Source organism: Streptomyces sp. DH41, from assembly GCF_029813785.1.
In the GTDB taxonomy this organism is placed as follows: domain Bacteria; phylum Actinomycetota; class Actinomycetes; order Streptomycetales; family Streptomycetaceae; genus Streptomyces.
On sequence record NZ_JARVKY010000001.1, the window covers coordinates 15,618 to 32,128 of the forward strand.

The 16,511-nt window shown below is 71.9% G+C and carries 17 protein-coding genes; 12 read left to right on the top strand and 5 right to left on the bottom strand.

The features are described 5' to 3' along the window. The first annotated feature begins 28 nt into the window (after window positions 1–28). Window positions 29–1,309 (top strand): beta-ketoacyl-[acyl-carrier-protein] synthase family protein, encoded by a 1,281-nt coding sequence (locus QC283_RS00095; RefSeq protein WP_279559202.1) that lies wholly within the window; start codon window positions 29–31, stop codon window positions 1,307–1,309. A 102-nt stretch (window positions 1,310–1,411) separates the two neighbouring features. On the opposite strand, the gene QC283_RS00100 is transcribed toward QC283_RS00095, so the two are convergent. After that, window positions 1,412–1,906 carry a DUF3145 domain-containing protein gene (locus tag QC283_RS00100; protein WP_279559203.1) on the bottom strand — a complete coding sequence of 165 codons (495 nt, stop codon included), beginning with the start codon at window positions 1,904–1,906 and terminating at the stop codon, window positions 1,412–1,414. 256 nt (window positions 1,907–2,162) lie between these two features. Between QC283_RS00100 and QC283_RS00105 the strand changes: the two genes are divergently transcribed. The 6 genes from QC283_RS00105 (at window position 2,163) to QC283_RS00130 (ending at window position 7,938) form a co-directional block, all read left to right on the top strand. Then, entirely contained in the window at window positions 2,163–3,083 is a 921-nt protein-coding gene (locus tag QC283_RS00105) for an SGNH/GDSL hydrolase family protein (RefSeq protein WP_279559204.1), read from the top strand. A gap of 52 nt (window positions 3,084–3,135) precedes the next feature. Continuing rightward, on the top strand, window positions 3,136–4,125 hold the full coding sequence (locus QC283_RS00110) for an aldose epimerase family protein (RefSeq protein ID WP_279559205.1): 990 nt from the start codon (window positions 3,136–3,138) through the stop codon (window positions 4,123–4,125). 305 nt (window positions 4,126–4,430) lie between these two features. Continuing rightward, window positions 4,431–5,060 carry a hypothetical protein gene (locus QC283_RS00115; RefSeq protein WP_279559206.1) on the top strand — a complete coding sequence of 210 codons (630 nt, stop codon included), beginning with the start codon at window positions 4,431–4,433 and terminating at the stop codon, window positions 5,058–5,060. A gap of 100 nt (window positions 5,061–5,160) precedes the next feature. Continuing rightward, the gene (locus QC283_RS00120) at window positions 5,161–5,700 is read left to right on the top strand and encodes a SigE family RNA polymerase sigma factor (protein ID WP_279559207.1); all 540 of its coding nucleotides are present in this window, start codon (window positions 5,161–5,163) and stop codon (window positions 5,698–5,700) included. Next, window positions 5,697–6,413 (top strand): hypothetical protein, encoded by a 717-nt coding sequence (locus tag QC283_RS00125; RefSeq protein WP_279559208.1) that lies wholly within the window; start codon window positions 5,697–5,699, stop codon window positions 6,411–6,413. The genes QC283_RS00120 and QC283_RS00125 overlap by 4 nt, the downstream gene beginning before the upstream one ends. 115 nt (window positions 6,414–6,528) lie before the next feature. After that, the gene (locus tag QC283_RS00130; RefSeq protein WP_279559209.1) at window positions 6,529–7,938 is read left to right on the top strand and encodes a pyroglutamyl peptidase; all 1,410 of its coding nucleotides are present in this window, start codon (window positions 6,529–6,531) and stop codon (window positions 7,936–7,938) included. Here the strand turns inward: QC283_RS00130 and QC283_RS00135 are convergent. The 3 genes from QC283_RS00135 to QC283_RS00145 all read right to left on the bottom strand — a co-directional run bounded on the left by QC283_RS00135 (window position 7,820) and on the right by QC283_RS00145 (window position 10,360). Beyond that, window positions 7,820–8,734 carry an EI24 domain-containing protein gene (locus QC283_RS00135; protein ID WP_279559210.1) on the bottom strand — a complete coding sequence of 305 codons (915 nt, stop codon included), beginning with the start codon at window positions 8,732–8,734 and terminating at the stop codon, window positions 7,820–7,822. The two genes, QC283_RS00130 and QC283_RS00135, sit on opposite strands and share 119 nt — an antisense overlap. Before the next feature lie 69 nt (window positions 8,735–8,803). Next, window positions 8,804–9,223, bottom strand: a complete 420-nt coding sequence (locus QC283_RS00140) for an organic hydroperoxide resistance protein (RefSeq protein ID WP_279559211.1) — start codon at window positions 9,221–9,223, stop codon at window positions 8,804–8,806. A gap of 114 nt (window positions 9,224–9,337) precedes the next feature. Further along, window positions 9,338–10,360, bottom strand: coding sequence for an NADP-dependent oxidoreductase (locus QC283_RS00145; RefSeq protein ID WP_279559212.1), 1,023 nt, complete (start codon window positions 10,358–10,360; stop codon window positions 9,338–9,340). Window positions 10,361–10,477: 117 nt separating this feature from the next. On the opposite strand from QC283_RS00145, the gene QC283_RS00150 reads away from it, so the two are divergent. After that, window positions 10,478–10,918, top strand: coding sequence for a MarR family winged helix-turn-helix transcriptional regulator (locus QC283_RS00150; RefSeq protein WP_279559213.1), 441 nt, complete (start codon window positions 10,478–10,480; stop codon window positions 10,916–10,918). Between the two features lie 48 nt (window positions 10,919–10,966). Here QC283_RS00150 and QC283_RS00155 read toward each other — a convergent pair whose 3' ends face one another. Beyond that, entirely contained in the window at window positions 10,967–11,686 is a 720-nt protein-coding gene (locus QC283_RS00155; RefSeq protein WP_279559214.1) for an SCO2400 family protein, read from the bottom strand. A gap of 214 nt (window positions 11,687–11,900) precedes the next feature. On the opposite strand from QC283_RS00155, the gene QC283_RS00160 reads away from it, so the two are divergent. From QC283_RS00160 to chvE, 4 genes are all read left to right on the top strand, one after another. Next, entirely contained in the window at window positions 11,901–13,067 is a 1,167-nt protein-coding gene (locus QC283_RS00160; protein ID WP_279559215.1) for a mandelate racemase/muconate lactonizing enzyme family protein, read from the top strand. Continuing rightward, the gene (locus QC283_RS00165; RefSeq protein WP_279559216.1) at window positions 13,064–14,068 is read left to right on the top strand and encodes a zinc-dependent alcohol dehydrogenase; all 1,005 of its coding nucleotides are present in this window, start codon (window positions 13,064–13,066) and stop codon (window positions 14,066–14,068) included. Before QC283_RS00160 ends, QC283_RS00165 begins: the two co-directional genes overlap by 4 nt. A 158-nt stretch (window positions 14,069–14,226) precedes the next feature. Beyond that, window positions 14,227–15,201 (top strand): hypothetical protein, encoded by a 975-nt coding sequence (locus tag QC283_RS00170; RefSeq protein ID WP_279559217.1) that lies wholly within the window; start codon window positions 14,227–14,229, stop codon window positions 15,199–15,201. A gap of 176 nt (window positions 15,202–15,377) precedes the next feature. Further along, window positions 15,378–16,487, top strand: a complete 1,110-nt coding sequence (gene chvE / locus QC283_RS00175; protein WP_279559218.1) for a multiple monosaccharide ABC transporter substrate-binding protein — start codon at window positions 15,378–15,380, stop codon at window positions 16,485–16,487. The last annotated feature ends 24 nt before the right edge of the window (window positions 16,488–16,511 follow it).

The window sequence follows — 16,511 nt, forward strand, 5'->3', positions numbered from 1 at the left end:
TCCGTATCCCGTTGGAGAAAGAATTCCCGTGAGCTCGACCAATCGCACCGTGGTCGTCACCGGTATCGGCGCAACCACACCGCTGGGTGGCGACGCAGCCTCTACCTGGGAAGGCCTGGTCGCCGGCAAGTCCGGCGTCAAGCCCCTGGAGCAGGAGTGGGCCGCCGACCAGGCGGTCCGCATCGCCGCACCGGTCGCCGTGGACCCCTCCGAGGTCATCCCTCGGCCCCAGGCCCGCCGACTGGACCGTTCGGCCCAGTTCGCGCTGATCGCGGCGCAGGAGGCCTGGAAGGACGCCGGCTTCACCGGCAAGGCCGGCGAGACGAGCGAAGGCGGCAGCGTCGACCCGCACCGGCTCGGCGCGGTCATCGCCTCCGGCATCGGTGGCGTGACGACCCTGCTCGACCAGTACGACGTGCTCAAGGAGAAGGGCGTCCGCCGCGTCTCCCCGCACACCGTCCCCATGCTGATGCCGAACGGCCCGTCCGCCAACGTGGGGCTGGCCGTGGGCGCCCGGGCGGGCGTGCACACGCCGGTCTCCGCCTGCGCGTCGGGCGCCGAGGCCATCGGCTACGCCATCGAGATGATCCGCACCGGCCGCGCCGACATCGTCGTCGCGGGTGGCACGGAGGCGGCGATCCACCCGCTGCCCATCGCCGCGTTCGGCAACATGATGGCGATGTCCAAGAACAACGACGACCCGCAGGGTGCCTCGCGCCCCTTCGACACGGGCCGCGACGGCTTCGTCCTCGGTGAGGGCGCCGGCGTCCTCGTCCTGGAGTCCGCCGAGCACGCCGCGGCACGCGGTGCCCGTGTGTACGCGGAGGCGGTCGGCCAGGGCATCTCCGCCGACAGCCACGACATCGTGCAGCCGGAGCCGGAGGGCCGCGGCATCTCGCACGCCCTGCAGAACCTGCTGGACAACACCGACCTGAACCCGGCCGAGATCGTGCACGTCAACGCGCACGCCACCTCGACGCCGGCCGGTGACATCGCCGAGCTGAAGGCGCTGCGCAAGGTCCTCGGCGACGACGTCGACCACATGGCGGTCTCCGGCACCAAGTCGATGACCGGTCACCTCCTCGGTGGCGCGGGCGGTGTGGAGTCCGTCGCGACCGTGCTGGCCCTGTACCACCGGGTGGCGCCGCCGACCATCAACGTCGAGAACATCGACCCCGAGGCCGAGGCCGCGGCGGACATCGTCCGCGGCGAGGCCCGCAAGCTGCCCGTCGAGGGCCGCATCGCCGCGCTGAACGACTCGTTCGGCTTCGGTGGACACAATGTCGTCCTGGCGTTCCGGACGGTCTGAGCGACGTCCGTACGCGTGTGAAGGGCCCCCACCCGGTGACTGACCGGATGGGGGCCCTTACCTATGGCAGGTGGCAGGTGGCAGGTGACGGGTGACGGCGTTTCACACCACCTGGTGCAGCCAGCGGACCGGGGCGCCCTCGCCGGCGTGCCGGAAGGTCTCCAGTTCGTCGTCCCAGGGCTTGCCGAGGAGCTTGGCGATGTCGGACTCCAGGTCGGTCTCGCCGCGCTGGGAGCGGACCAGGGCGGCGCGCAGCCTGTCCTCGGGGATCATGATGTCGCCGTGGATGCCGGTGACGGCGTGGAAGATGCCCAGCTCGGGGGTGCAGCTGTAGCGCTCGCCCTCGGCGTTCGCCGACGGCTCCGCGGTGACCTCGAAGCGCAGCAACTGCCAGCCGCGCAGCGCGGAGGCGAGCTTGGAGGCGATGCCGGCCTGGCCCTTCCAGGAGAACTCCGAGCGCCAGGTGCCGGGCGCGGCGGGTTGCCGGCTCCAGTCCAGGCTGACGCGCGTGCCGAGCACGCCGGCGATGGCCCACTCGACGTGCGGGCAGAGCGCGCGCGGCGCGGAGTGCACGTACAGAACTCCACGTGTCGTCACCGGAACCTCCGGGCTGAGCGGGACATCTCGGAACGGGCGGAACGGCCGTGACGGGCGGACCACGTTGATGGCGAGGCTACCGTGCGACAGGGCAAGGAGTGTGACGTACCGTCGGTCCCGCTGCCGACAAACCTCCGCCATTCACCCGGCAGGACGCTTGTGCGGGTGTGAGCCGTCGCATCGCCGCCCTCGGGAACCCTCGCGCGGTGTCATGGGTTGAGGACGTTGGAGGCACGAGGCGAGGGGTGGTACCGGTATGCGGCAGGGGACGGACCAGGGGACGCGGAGCGGCCGACGCCGTGCGCGTGCCGCGCTCGCCGTCCTGACCGCCGCCGTCCTGGGCCTGACCGGCTGCGATGCCGTGGGCGGCGACTCCCCCGCCCCGTCCGACGCCGCCTCCAAGCGTCCGAAGTCCGCCCCGGTCTGGGACACGAGCCCGCAGTCCGTCGCCGCAGTGGGCGATTCCATCACCCGCGGCTTCGACGCCTGCGCGGTCCTGTCGGACTGCCCCGAGGTCTCGTGGGCGACCGGCAGCAGTACCGACGTCGACAGTCTCGCCGTACGGCTGCTGGGGAAGGCGGACGCGGCCGAGCGGAGCTGGAACTACGCGGTCACCGGGGCCCGGATGGCCGATCTGACCGGGCAGGTCACCCGGGCGGCGGCGCACAGGCCCGAGCTGGTCGCGGTGATGGTGGGGGCGAACGACGCGTGCCGGGCGACGACCTCGGCGATGACGTCGGTGGCCGACTTCCGGATTCAGTTCGAGGAGGCGATGGGCACCCTGCGCAGGGAACTGCCCAAGGCGCAGGTGTACGTGGCGAGCATCCCGGACCTGAAGCGGCTGTGGTCCCAGGGGCGCACCAACCCGCTGGGCAGGCAGGTGTGGAAGCTGGGCATCTGCCCGTCGATGCTGGGGGACGCGGACTCCCTGGACTCGGCGGCGACGCTGCGGCGGAACACGGTGCGGGAGCGGGTGGAGGACTACAACGAGGTCCTGCGGGAGGTCTGCGCGAAGGACCGGCGGTGCCGCACCGACGGCGGCGCGGTGCACGAGTTCCGGTTCGGCACCGGTCAGTTGAGCCGCTGGGACTGGTTCCACCCGAGCGTGGACGGCCAGGCCCGGCTGGCCGAGATCGCGTACGCCGCCGTCACCGCGAGGCGTCCTGACGCGTCCTGACGTGGCATGACCCGGCCTGACCTGGGCGGGACGGTGTCCTAGAGTTCCGCACATGAACGAACTCTTCGGCACACTTTCCGACGGCACCCCCGTTCACCGCTGGACCCTGGAGCGGGGCGGCGTACGGGTGCGGGTGCTGTCGTACGGCGGGATCGTGCAGTCGGCCGAGGTCCCGGACCGGGACGGCGACACCGCCGACGTGGTGCTGGGGTTCGCCGACCTGGACGGCTATGTGGCGCACCCGGAGCCCTACTTCGGCGCGCTCGTCGGGCGCTACGCCAACCGGATCGCGGGCGGCCGTTTCCTGCTGGACGGGCGGACCTACTCGCTGGCGCTCAACAATGGGCCGAACTCGCTGCACGGCGGCGAGCGCGGCTTCGACAAGCGTGTGTGGGACGCGGCGCCCGTCGGGGACGCGGCGCGGCACGGTGTCCGGCTGAGCCGGGTCAGTCCGCACGGCGAGGAGGGCTTCCCGGGCCGGCTGGAGATGTCGGCGACGTACACGCTGGAGGAGTCGGGCGCGCTGCGGATCGTGTACGAGGCGGTCACGGACGCGCCGACCGTCCTGAACCCGACGAACCACAGCTACTTCAATCTGGGCGGGGCGGGCTCCGGGCACGCGGGCGGGCACGAGCTGCGGCTGGCCGCCTCCCGGATCACGCCGGTCGACGCCGACCTGATCCCGGCGGGTGGCCCGCGGGACGTGGCGGACACGCGCTTCGACTTCCGGCGGGCGCGGAAGGTCGGCGCGGGCTACGACCACAACTTCGTCCTGGACAAGGGCGTGACCGGCACCGCCGAGGAGGTCGCCGAGCTGTACGACCCGGCGTCGGGGCGCGTGCTGACGGTGGCGACGACCGAACCCGGCCTCCAGCTGTACACCGCCGACCACCTGGGCGAGCCCTTCGCGCCCGGTGACGGCATCGCGCTGGAGACGCAGCACTTCCCCGACTCCCCGAACCGGCCGGAGTTCCCGAGCACGGTGCTGCGGCCGGGCGAGGCGTTCCGCTCGGAGACGGTGTACGGCTTCTCGGTGCGGTAGTGAGCGGCGGCGGGTGCCGCGCCCACCGGCTCGGCCCCGGCCCGGCCGTCAGGTCCCGGACCGGGGCTGTTCGCGAGGGCGCACCCGCGCGGGCGTCCCGGAGTCAGACGTTAATCGTCGCGGTGATCCGGCAGCCCGCGATCGGGCGTCCGGTCATGAGTTCGTACGAACCCTTCACACACGCCCACGTCGGAGGCGGCCGTGGCACCTTCTCGGAAAATCGCCGCGTCCTGACATAGCCGCCGGGTCCTCCCGCCGTCTGAGAGGTGTAACCAGGCACCGATCGACGGATCACCGGAGGACCCATGAGAACGAAGCGGCTTGTTCTGACCGCAATCGCGGCCATCGCCGTGGCCGGCGCGGGCGGCACGGCAATCGCCGTGAACGGCGCCACCCAGCCCACAGCGGCCTCGACCACGGCCACGGCCGCAGTCGAGGCGCGCGAGGCGCTGCCCGCGCGGGCACCCGCCCGCGCCTCCTCCGCCGACACCGACGGGCCGCGCGTCGTGCGGCCCTACCAGCCGGTGGAGATCGGCCAGGGCGCGAAGATGGGCCTGCTGCCGGAGGGCCGGCAGAACTACGTGGTGGCCTGGGACGACTACGCCGAGTCCGTCGAGCAGTCCAAGGGGAACGCCGGCGACAGCATCCGTCCCAACAGCCTCAGCGGCGGGCTGCACACCGAAGGGGACGACGCCCTCTACACGGGCGCCTTCCGCACGGACACGGTGCCGTCGCGCATCACCCTGCGCGTCGACGGAGCCGCCGAGGTGGAGGCGGGCATGCTGCGCCTGCCCGGTGAACCGGGCTGGGGCACGTACTACCACGACGCCGCGGGCGACGGCGCACCGCGGGAGTCCGTCGTCGTCACCGCGTACGGGCCGGGCGGCTCGGTACTCGCCGACCTGACCTTCCGGCCCTTCCCCGCGGGCCGCTGACGAACCGGCCGCCCGCACAGGGGTGAGGCCCGCCGACGTGCCGGTCGGGGGACAGCACGGCGGCGGGCCCGTAACCGCCGACGGCGACACGAGGACTCGATTGAAGACGAGCACGGAGGCGGACTTCCAGGCGTTCGCGGTCAGCCGCTGGCCCAGAATGCTGCGGTCCGCCCGCCTCCTGACAGGACACCACCACGACGCGGAGGACCTGGTACAGGCCGCCCTGGCGAAGGCGTACGTGAAGTGGGAGCGCATCCAGCGCACCGACGACCCCGACTCCTATGTGTGGCGCATCATGATCAACGCGAATGTGGACCGGCTCCGCCGTGCCAAGGTCGGCGAGTGGCTGACCAACCGCTTCCCGGAACGGACCGCCCCCGGCCACGACGACGCCGTCGCCGAACGCAGCGCGGTGCTCGACGCGCTCGCCCGGCTGTCGGCGAAGCAGCGCACCGTCGTCGTGCTGCGCTACCTGGAGGACCGCAGCGAGACGGAGGTGGCCCAGCTGCTCGGCACCGGCGTCGGGACGGTGCGCAGCCATACCGCTCGCGCACTGCGCAGACTACGGGAGCAGTCGGTCGTGCCCGGACCGGACGCACTCGCCACGCATCGCAGGACGAAGGGGGACCGGCAGCCGTGAACGACGACCAGGAACGGCTCGGTGAGCTGCTCCGCGAGGAGGCGGACAGGTTCCCCCTCGGCCCGGCCCCCATCGACGACGTACTGCGCAGGGGCCGTCGCAGCGCGCGCCACCGCCGCAGGGCCGCCGCGGCCGCCGTGGCCGCCGGGTCCGCCTCGGTCGCCGTGGTCGCCGCGCTGCTGGCACTGGGCCCGATCACCCCGACCGAACCGGACCCGGCCACCCCCGCCCCACCGGCTACGGCGCCACCCCGCCCCACGCCGTCTCAGGAGCAGCGGGCCCCGCGGACCGTGCGGCCCTACCAGTCCGTGGACATCGGGCACGGACTCAGCATGGCCCTGCTGCCCGACGGCCGACAGAACTACGTCGTGGGCCCCGGCGACATCAGCGGGTCGGTCGAACAGGCGAAGAACGACGTCGGTGCCAACATCCGGCCCGGCACCCTCAGTTCCGGCAAGAACGTCGACGACGCGTACGTCCTCTACCACGGAGCGTTCCGCATGGCCGCCCCGCCGGCCAGGATCACCGTCGGCCCCGGCTCCGGGCCGCGCCGCACCGCCGCCGTGCTGCGCCTGCCGGACGGTCCGGGCTGGGGGGCGTACTACGCGTTCGGGGAGGTCGCGACGGCGGACGCGGGCTTCACGGTCACGGCGTACGACGAGAACGGCGACGTGCTGTTCGAGCAGCACCACCAGTCCGTCACCGCACCATGAGGCCCGCCCGCCGGGAACAGTCCCGGATCCCCGCCGTAGCGCGCGTCCCTCCCGGCACGGGATACTGCCGCCGTCCAACAGCGCACCCCACTGCGACGGAAGGACCTGGACTCCCTTGACACACACACGCGTTCGGATCGGCGTACTCGGGCTGGCCCTGGTGGCGGGGCTCGCGGTCCCGGTGACGGCCACCGCGGCCCCACCGGCCACCGCACCCACCCCCGCCCCCGCACCGGCACCGGCACCCGTATCCGCGCCGACCGTCGAGGAGCGGCGGCTCGACGGGGACGTGCCCCAGGAGATCCTGCGGCGCTCCGGATTCGCCACGGTGGCGCCGGTGTTCGCCCGCGGGCTCGGACGGGCGGACTCCTACCGCGAGGCTCGCCGCGTCGTCGCGCGGGAGGGCTCCGCGCTGTGGCGGCGGGCCGTGGACCGGGTGCAGGGGCGCGGGCCGGCCCGCGGAGACCTCAGCCGGGACGACGACCGGCCGCTGTACTGGGCGCGGCTCGGGATGACCCGTGAACTGCGCACCTGGGAGCCGGGCTTCCGGCTGACGGAGCGGCAGCGCGCCGCGCTGCTGGGGGAACTGGAGCGCACCTCACGCGGCCAGAGCGACATCCGTCTCCCCCACGGCGGGGACGGCCGGCGCGGCAAGGGCGTGAAGCGGGTCCTGCTCACCGGCTTCGACCCCTTCACCCTGGACCGGGACATCCGGATCTCCAACCCGTCCGGCGCCGCCGCGCTCGCCCTGGACGGCACGGTGATCGACACACCGGAGGGGCCCGCCCGGGTGGAGACGGCCGTGTTCCCAGTGCGCTGGCGGGACTTCGGGGAAGGCGCGGTCGAGCGGGCGCTGCGGGCGCATCTGCCGAGGGTGGACCTGTTCACGACCGTGAGCCAGGGCCGGGTCGGGCGGTTCGACGTGGAGCGGACCAACGGGGCCTGGCGGGGCGGCTTCCCCGACAACGAGAACGCCTCCCGTACGGAGACGGTCCCGGTCGCCGACCCGGCCTCGCAGCCGCAGTGGACGACGACCACACTGCCGTACGAGGCGATGACGGCCGCGGACACCGGGCGCTTCCCCGTGTACGACAACACGAGCGTGACCGAGATCCCGGCGGGAGGCACCGAGGCGGTCGTTCGGCCGGACGGGCCCACGCCCGGTTCGACGGCTCGCGCGGGCGGCGGCGGGGACTACCTGTCCAACGAGATCGCCTACCGGGCGACCCTGCTGCGCGACCGGCTCGGGCTGCACGGCTCGCTGCCGGGCGGGCACGTCCACACGCCGGTGCTGCGGTTCGGGGACGGGAACACCGCTCCGGCGGCCGGGGCGGTCACCGATCCCGCGTTCGTGCGGAACCGGCTGGACATCGTGGCGCAGGTGCGGGCGATCGTGGCCGTGGCGGTCAGTGCCTCGGGGCCGGACCGGTCGGACCGGTCGGATGGGTCGGACCGGTCGGATGGGTCGGACCGGTCGGATGGGTCGGATGGGTCGGATCGAACGGGCCGGGCGGACGGGAGCTGAACGCCGGGTCGGCGGGACCGCCGGCCGAGCGGTCGTCGTCGCCGTCGCGGGTCTCCTCGCCCAGCAGTTCCCGGGCGAGGAGGGTGGCGCCGGCGACCGCGCCCGGCATCAGGAACACGGCGACGAACGGCACCAGGAAGGAGACGCCCAGGGGGGTACCGAAGCCCCAGACCAGCATCTTGCGGGAGCGCAGGAGCGCGAGGCGGTCGCGCAGTTCGACCCCGCGGCGCTGGAGGGCGACGGAGGCCAGTTCCTCGGTGAGGAAGAAGCCGGTGACGAAGAAGCCGACCACCGGGACGACCGTCTGGCCGACGACCGGGATGAAACCGAGGGCGAAGAGCAGTACGCCCCAGACGGCGGCGCGGACGAGGATCCGGAGGCTGTCGCGGCCGGAGATCCACAGCTCGCGCATGAGCGGCAGGTCCGACTCGGGAGCGGTGCCGTCCGGGGAGACGTCGCGGTCCACCCGCTCGGAGAGGCTCTCGTAGAAGGGCTGGCCGACCAGCAGCGTGACCGCGGTGAAGGTGAGGACGGCCAGGAGCAGGGCGAGGGCGAACAGGACCGCGGTGAGCAAGCCCCGGAAGAGCCCGAGCCAGGGGCTCGACCAGTCGTCGGCGAAGGGGGTCGCCCAAGCGACGAAGTCCGTCCCCCACAGTGCCAGCGCGACCAGCGCGGCCGCGTACAGGACCAGTGTGATCAGACCCGGGACGAGCCCGAAGCCGTAGCTCTTGCCGTGCCGGGCCACCCAGCGCTGGCCCTTCAGGAGATGGCCGAATCCCGCCCCAAGATCACGCATGGGCGGAACTCTACCGGGCGGGGCGGCGCCCGGTGCTCGAGCGCCGCCCCGTACGCGTCCGAGCGCCGGTCAGGCGAGCGTCACGGTGATGTTGCCGCGGGTCGCCTTCGAGTACGGGCAGACCTGGTGGGCCTTCTCCACCAGCGACCGCGCGGTGTCCGCGTCCACCGACGGGATCTCGGCGGAGATCTCGACGATGATGCCGAACCCGTCGTCGTTCTTGCCGATGCCGACCTTCGCGGTGACGGTCGAACCGGTGATGTCGGCGCCCTCCTGGCGGGCCACGACGCCGAGGGCGCCCTGGAAGCAGGCGCTGTACCCGGCGGCGAACAGCTGCTCCGGGTTGGTGCCGGCGCCGTTGCCGCCCATCTCCTTGGGCGGGTTCACGACCACGTCGATCTTGCCGTCATCGGTGGCGACCCGTCCGTCGCGGCCGTTCTCGGCGGTGGCGACGGCGGTGTAGAGGACCTCGGACTGCTGAATGGGCATGCGGTTGTCTTCCTCCTCGGTCCGCCGTGACTCGCGCCCACGACCACGACGGATTTCGGAAAGACGCTACCGCATGCCGGAAATCGAGTGAAGGGCGCTCTTTCCGCGCGGGGGTCAGAGCTTGACGATCATCTTTCCGGTGTTGTCGCCGCGCAGGACGCCGAGGAAGGCCTCCAGGTTGTTGTCGATGCCCTCGACGACCGTCTCGCGGTACTTCAGCTTGCCGGAGGCGACCCAGGGGCCGACCTCCTGGACGAACTGGGGCTGGAGGTCGTAGTGGTCGCCGACCAGGAAGCCCTCGATGCGGCCGCGGGTCTGGATCAGGCGGGCGAGGTTCTTCGGGCCCGGGGCGGGCTCGGTGTTGTTGTAGACGGAGATCGCGCCGCAGATGGCGATGCGGCCGTCCCGGTTGAGGGACCCGATGGCGGCCTCCAGGTGGTCGCCGCCCACGTTGTCGAAGTAGACGTCGACGCCGTCCGGGGCGGCGGCGCGCAGCTGCTCGCTCACCGGGCCTTCCTTGTAGTTGAAGGCGGCGTCGAAGCCGTACTCGTCGACGAGCAGCTTGACCTTCTCGTCCGAGCCGGCGGAGCCGATGACCCGGGAGGCGCCCTTGAGCTTCGCAATCTGGCCGACCTGGCTGCCGACGGCACCGGCCGCGCCGGAGACGAACACCGCGTCGCCCTCCTTGAAGGCGGCGGTGCGCAGCAGACCGGCGTAGGCGGTCAGCCCGGTCATGCCGAGCACGCCCAGGTACGTCGAGAGCGGCGCCGCGTCCGGGTCCACCTTGACGGCGTTCTTCGCGTCCACCGCGGCGTACTCGCGCCAGCCGAAGAAGTGCAGGACGTGGTCGCCGACGGCGATGCCCTCGGCGTTGGAGGCGACGACCTCGCCGACCGCGCCGCCCTGCATGGGCTTGCCCAGCTCGTAGGGGGCGACGTAGGACTTGGCGGCGCTCATGCGGCCGCGCATGTAGGGGTCGACGGAGACGTACAGGTTGCGCACCAGCACCTGGTCCTCGCCCGGGGTGGGCAGCTCCGCCTCGACGAGGGCGAAGTCCTCGGGCTTGGGCCAGCCGACCGGACGGCTGACCAGGTGCCATTCGCGGTTCACGTCGGGGAGGGCGGGGGAGTCGGTCATGGGGCACCTTTCCTGGGGCTTTCGAAGGCGTTTCGGACGCCGAAGATGTTTCAGGCTCTGAAACAACCATGCGACTGAACATTTCAGGTTGTCAAACAAATGGGTACCCTGGATTCCATGGCCACACCACACGACACCCCACGCCGACCCGACGCTCTCACCCTGGAAGTCGTCGAGCTGATCGGCGAGGTCGTGGCCCGCTTCCACGCCGACTACGAGGAGGCCGCCGCGGAACGCGCCCTGACCGGGGCGCAGGCCAAGCTGCTCAGCCTGCTCTCGCTGGAGCCGCTGCCGATGCGGAAGCTAGCCCGGAAGCTGCGGTGCGAGCCGTCGAACGTCACCGGGATCGTGGACCGGCTGGAGGCGCGCGGACTGGTCGAACGGCGCCCGGACCCCGGCGACCGCCGGGTGAAGGTGGCGGCGGCGACGGAGGAGGGGCGGCGGGTGGCGCGGGGACTGCGGGAGTCGCTGCGGTTCGCGCGGGAGCCGCTCGCGGGGTTGTCGGAGGGGGAGCGGGTGGCTCTGCGGGACGCGTTGCGGACGATGCTCGGGGACTGAGCCGGAGGCGTCGCGGCGGCCGCGTCGGCTACGCGCACCACCAGTCGGCTACGCGCACCACCACAGGAAGCGGTCGCACGTCTCGGTCGGGGTCGGATCCGGTGAGGTCGGCGGGGCCGGAGTCGTCGTCGGGGAAGGGTCGTCCGGGGCCGTGGACGGCGGGTCCGGTGCGGGGGCCGTCTCCGGTGCCGGCGGGGGCGTCGAGGGGGCCTCGGCCCGGTCCGACGTCCTCGGCTTCTCCGCGTCCGGTGACATCGACGCCGACACCGTTGTCGAGGCGGAGGCGGAGGCGGAGGCGGAGGCCGAGGCGCCGGAGGTCGGCGTGCCCGAGGTCGCGTCCGTGTTCGCACCCGACGCGGCCTCGGCCGGGACCGCCGACGACTGCCCCACCTCCCGGCTCGCCCCGCCGTCCGTCGTCTCGCCGTCCGCCGCGGCCGGTCTCGCCGGGGAGTTCGGGGCGTCGGCGCCGAGTTCGGCGAGGCTCAGTCCGCCGGCCGCCAGGACGAAACCCGCGGTGGCGAAGAGGGCCCGGCGGCGACGCCTGCGGTGTGCGGCGGCCTTGCGGTCGCGACGGCCGGTCCGCCCGCCCGGTGAGGGGTCGCCGGTGGCCTCGTCGGGCGCGTCCGCCTCGTCGGCCGCCCGTGGCGCCCGTTCCTCACCCTCCGTCAAGTCGGGTACCGGCAGACGGAGTTGTTCGACCGGCGTACCGCACCCCGGGCAGGCGAGGGCGCCGTTGAGGTGCCGTCGGCACGGGTTGCAGTAGTCCATGACGCGGGAAGGTTAAGTTCCGCGACGGGCGCGTTCCTAGAGGCGGCTGTGAAGGTTGTGTGGGAAAGCGGCCGGGGCCCCTCCGCCCGCACTTTCGAAACTGCCGAAACCGTTATGTGTCCGACCCATTGACACTCCGACCGCCCCCTCCTTACTGTCACGCCAGCATTTCGAACGAGTGACGAAATCTCGAACATAGCGAAGGGCAGCCGCCGTGCGCATCACCGGAATCAGCACACACGTGGTCGGGACGCCGTGGCGCAACCTGACATACGTCCAGGTGCACACCGACGAGGGAATCACCGGAGTCGGCGAGACCCGGATGCTGGGGCACACCGACGCCCTCCTCGGCTATCTGAAGGAGGCCGAGGCCAACCACATTCTCGGCTCCGACCCGTTCGCTGTCGAGGACCTGGTCCGCCGCATGAAGTACGGCGACTACGGCCGCGCCGGCGAGATCGTGATGTCCGGTATCGCCGTCGTCGAGATGGCCTGCTGGGACATCAAGGGCAAGGCCCTCGGCGTCCCCGTCTGGCAGCTGCTGGGCGGCAAGGTCACCGACAAGGTGAAGGCGTACGCCAACGGGTGGTACACCACCGAGCGGACGCCGGAGGCGTACCACAAGGCCGCGCAGGGCGTCATGGAGCGCGGGTACCGGGCGCTGAAGATCGACCCGTTCGGCACCGGGCACTTCGAGCTGGACCAGCGGCAGACGAACTACGCCGTGTCGCTGATCGAGGCCGTGCGGGACGCGATCGGGCCGGACGCCGAGCTGATGCTGGAGATGCACGGCCGGTTCTCGCCCTCCACCGCCGTCCGGCTCGCGCGGGAACTCGCGCCCTTCAAGCCGGCCTGGCTGGAGGAGCCGGTGCCGCCGGAGAACCTCAAGGCGCTGCGGAAGGTCGCCGAGAAGGTCGACATCCCGGTCGCCACCGGCGAGCGCATCCACGACCGGATCGAGTTCCGGGAGCTGTTCGAGGACCAGTCGGTGGACATCATCCAGCCCGACGTCGGCCACATCGGAGGCATCTGGGAGACCCGCAAGCTCGCCGCCACCGCCGAGACCCACTACACGCTCGTGGCCCCGCACAACGTGGGCGGCCCGGTCCTGACCGCCGCCAGCCTCCAGGTCGGCTTCACCTCCCCGAACTTCAAGATCCTGGAGCACTTCAACGACTTCGCGGACGCGGAGATCAAGAAGGTAGTGAAGGGGGCGCCGCAGGTGAACCCGGAGGACGGCTGCTTCCACCTCTCCGACGCGCCCGGCCTCGGGGTCGAGCTGGACACCGACGCGGCGGCCGAGTTCCCGCAGCAGCAGGCGCGGTTCGACCTGTGGGCCGAGGGCTGGGAGCAGCGCAAGCCCAAGGGTGCCGGGGCATGAGCGGCGCCGTCGTCATCGAGGCGCCGGGCGAGCACCGGCTCGTGCCGCACGAGCCGCGTGAGCCCGGCCCCGGCGAGGCGCTGGTGACGGTGCACGCGGCCGGGATCTGCGGCAGCGACCGCGAGGTGTACCAGGGCAACCGGCCCGAGGGCTACGTCCGTTACCCGCTCACTCCCGGACACGAATGGTCCGGGACGGTGGAGCGGGTCGGCGCCGGGGTGCCCGCGTCGCTCGTCGGGCGCGGGGTCGTCGGCGAGGGATTCCGCAACTGCCAGGTCTGCGACCGCTGTCACGCGGGCGACACGACGCTGTGCACGGCGGGGTACGAGGAGACGGGGTTCACCCAGCCGGGGGCCATGGCGCCCACGCTGACGCTGCCCGCCCGCCTCCTGCACGTCCTGCCCGACGGCGCCGACCTCACCGCCGCCGCCCTGCTGGAGCCGGCCGCCTGCATCGCCGCCGCCGCGCTCAAGGCCAACGCCCGCCCCGGTGAGCGGGTCGCCGTCGTCGGCACCGGGACGCTCGGCATGTTCGCCGTGCAGTTCCTGCGCGCCGCGTCCCCGGGCGAACTGCTGGTCGTCGGCACGCGCGGGGACCGGGAGGCGCTCTCGCGGCAGTACGGCGCGAGCGACTTCCGGACGAAGGACCAGCTCCTTGCGGACGACTTCGACGTCGTGATCGAGACCGCCGGGTCCGCCGACGCCGCCCGCACCGCCGCCGGGCTGCTGCGCAGAGGCGGACGGCTGGTGCTGACCGGTATCCCGGCGCCGGGGGCCGACGGGCTGGACCCGACCGACCTGGTCGTACGGCAGCTCGAGGTGCACACCGTCTTCGGGGCGCCGCCGGACGCGTGGGCGCACACCGTGCGGGTCTTCGCGGCCGGTCTGCTCGACCCACGGCCGCTGGTGACGCACGAGCTGCCCCTCACGGAGTTCCAGCAGGCCATCGAGCTGGTGGGATCCGGAGACCCGAAGGTCGGCAAGGTGCTGCTGCGTCCCTGACGCCCACCCCTGAGCCGTACGCCGGTACGGGGGCGACCTGACGGCCTCCGTACCGGCGTACACCCATCCGCACGGGCTCCTCCCCCGCCCGCGACCGCGAACTTCGTCCGCCTGTAGCCGCGAACTTCGTCCGAAATACCGAACACTAAGGACAGCTTGTGACCGACGCTTCCGCCGCCAAGGCCGCCGCACGCAGGCCCGGTGAGCAGGCGCTCACCGCCCTCGGCCTGGCCGCGCCCGCCCTCGACCCCGCCGACGCCTCGCCGCACTCCTTCCCGGGCGGCGGCCGCTGGCGCACCGAGATCCCCTCCTGCGAGGGGCCGGAGGCGCTGGGGGTGGTCCTGAAGGAGTCCTCACGGCTCGACGTGCCGATCCACCGGATCAGCCAGGGCAGCGGTGTCTGGATGCTGACCGACGCCGAGATCACCGAGATGGTCGAGGCCACCGCCGAACGCGACATCGAGCTCTGCCTGTTCACCGGCCCGCGCGGCACCTGGGACATCGGCGGCTCCACCCGGACCGACTCGGGCGGCGCGGGCCTGAGGGCACGCGGCCACGACGCGGTCGCCGGGTGCGTCGAAGACGCCGTCCGGGCCACGGAGCTGGGCGTCAAGTGCCTGCTCGTCGCCGACGAGGGCGTGCTGTGGACGCTGCACCGGGCGCGCACGGCCGGCATCCTCCCCACCGACACCACGCTCAAGCTGTCGGCGCTCGTGGGACCGGTCAACCCGGCCTCGTACGCGGTGTACGAGCGACTCGGCGCCGACTCCATCAACGTGCCCAGCGACCTGACGCCGGACCACCTGACCGAGATCAGACGGGTTTCGGCCGCGCCGATGGACATGTACATCGAGGCCCCCGACGACCTCGGCGGCTATGTGCGGATGTACGAGGTCGCCGAGCTGGTCCGGCGCGGCGCCCCGCTGTACCTGAAGTTCGGTCTCTCCAAGGCGCCCGGGATCTATCCGTACGGCCACCACCTGCGGGAACTGACGCTGACCACCGCCAAGGAGCGGGTGCGGCGCGGCCGGCTCGCCCTCGATCTGCTCGCGCGGCACGGGGCGGACGGGGACATGGCTCCGCTCGGCACCCGGCTGCCGGGCTCGCTCAACCGGTTCGAGATCTCGTCATAACGTTCCGGAAACTCCCTTCACAAAAGAAGACACAGCCGCGCACAATCCCACACACCTGCTCTCGGTCGTTCCACCCTCGGCTCCACCCTCGATTCCCACTCGGCTCCACCCTCAGCTTCTTGCGTGCCGGCACCACCACCCGACCGAGCCCTGCACCCACATCAAGGATGATGACCATGCGCAACCGCAGAGCCGCACTCGCCGCCGTAGCCTCCGCCGCCTCCCTCGCCCTCACCCTGACCGCCTGTGGCCAGAACAGCGAGGGCGGCAGCGAGGAGAACAAGGGCGGCGACGACGGCGCCACCATCGGCATCGCGATGCCCACCAAGTCCTCCGAGCGCTGGATCTCCGACGGCGCCAATGTAGAGAAGGAACTGAAGGCCAAGGGCTATGAGACCAAGCTCGTCTACGGCGAGGACGACCCGGACCAGCAGGTCTCCCAGATCGAGAACATGATCACGCAGGGCGTGGACGCCCTGGTCATCGCCGCGATCGACAACAAGTCCCTGGGCAACGTGCTCCAGCAGGCCAAGGACGCCGACATCCCGGTCATCTCCTACGACCGGCTGATCCTCGGCACGGAGAACGTCGACTACTACGCCTCGTTCGACAACGAGAAGGTCGGCGAGCTGCAGGGCACCTACATCGTGGACAAGCTCGGTCTGAAGGACGGCAAGAAGGGCCCCTTCAACATCGAGCTGTTCGCCGGCTCCAACGACGACAACAACACCGGGTACTTCTTCCGGGGCGCGATGAACGTCCTGAAGCCGTACATGGACAAGGGCGACCTGGTCGTCCGGTCCAAGCAGACCGACCTCAACCAGGTCACCACCCTGCGCTGGGACGGCGGCACCGCGCAGAAGCGCATGGACGACCTGCTCACCTCCAGCTACCGCAGCGCCCGGGTCGACGCGGTGCTCTCGCCCTACGACGGCATCTCCATCGGCATCCTGTCCGCCCTGAAGTCGGACGGCTACGGCTCGGGCAGCAAGCCCATGCCGGTCGTCACGGGCCAGGACGCGGAGGTCGCCTCGGTGAAGTCGATCATCGCGGGCCAGCAGACGCAGACCGTCTTCAAGGACCTCCGCGAACTCGCCAAGGTCGCCTCGAACATGGTCGAAGCCTCCCTCAACGACAAGAAGCCCGAGGTCAACGACACCAAGTCGTACGACAACGGTGCCAAGGTCGTCCCCGCCTACCTGCTGCAGCCGGTCAGCGTCGACAAGAGCAACTACGAGAAGGTCCTCATCGACGGCGGCACCTACTCCGCGGACGACCTCAAGTAACCGGGCCCCACAAGGATTGGAAGG

Excerpts from the sequence above, each read along its gene's own strand:
- QC283_RS00165 (WP_279559216.1), top strand. The coding sequence starts at position 13,064 with ATGAGCGGCGCCGTCGTCATCGAGGCGCCGGGCGAGCACCGGCTCGTG.
- QC283_RS00115 (WP_279559206.1), top strand. The coding sequence starts at position 4,431 with ATGAGAACGAAGCGGCTTGTTCTGACCGCAATCGCGGCCATCGCCGTG.
- QC283_RS00105 (WP_279559204.1), top strand. The coding sequence starts at position 2,163 with ATGCGGCAGGGGACGGACCAGGGGACGCGGAGCGGCCGACGCCGTGCG.
- QC283_RS00135 (WP_279559210.1), bottom strand. The coding sequence starts at position 8,734 with ATGCGTGATCTTGGGGCGGGATTCGGCCATCTCCTGAAGGGCCAGCGC.
- QC283_RS00140 (WP_279559211.1), bottom strand. The coding sequence starts at position 9,223 with ATGCCCATTCAGCAGTCCGAGGTCCTCTACACCGCCGTCGCCACCGCC.
- chvE (WP_279559218.1), top strand. The coding sequence starts at position 15,378 with ATGCGCAACCGCAGAGCCGCACTCGCCGCCGTAGCCTCCGCCGCCTCC.
- QC283_RS00155 (WP_279559214.1), bottom strand. The coding sequence starts at position 11,686 with ATGGACTACTGCAACCCGTGCCGACGGCACCTCAACGGCGCCCTCGCC.
- QC283_RS00110 (WP_279559205.1), top strand. The coding sequence starts at position 3,136 with ATGAACGAACTCTTCGGCACACTTTCCGACGGCACCCCCGTTCACCGC.
- QC283_RS00150 (WP_279559213.1), top strand. The coding sequence starts at position 10,478 with ATGGCCACACCACACGACACCCCACGCCGACCCGACGCTCTCACCCTG.
- QC283_RS00145 (WP_279559212.1), bottom strand. The coding sequence starts at position 10,360 with ATGACCGACTCCCCCGCCCTCCCCGACGTGAACCGCGAATGGCACCTG.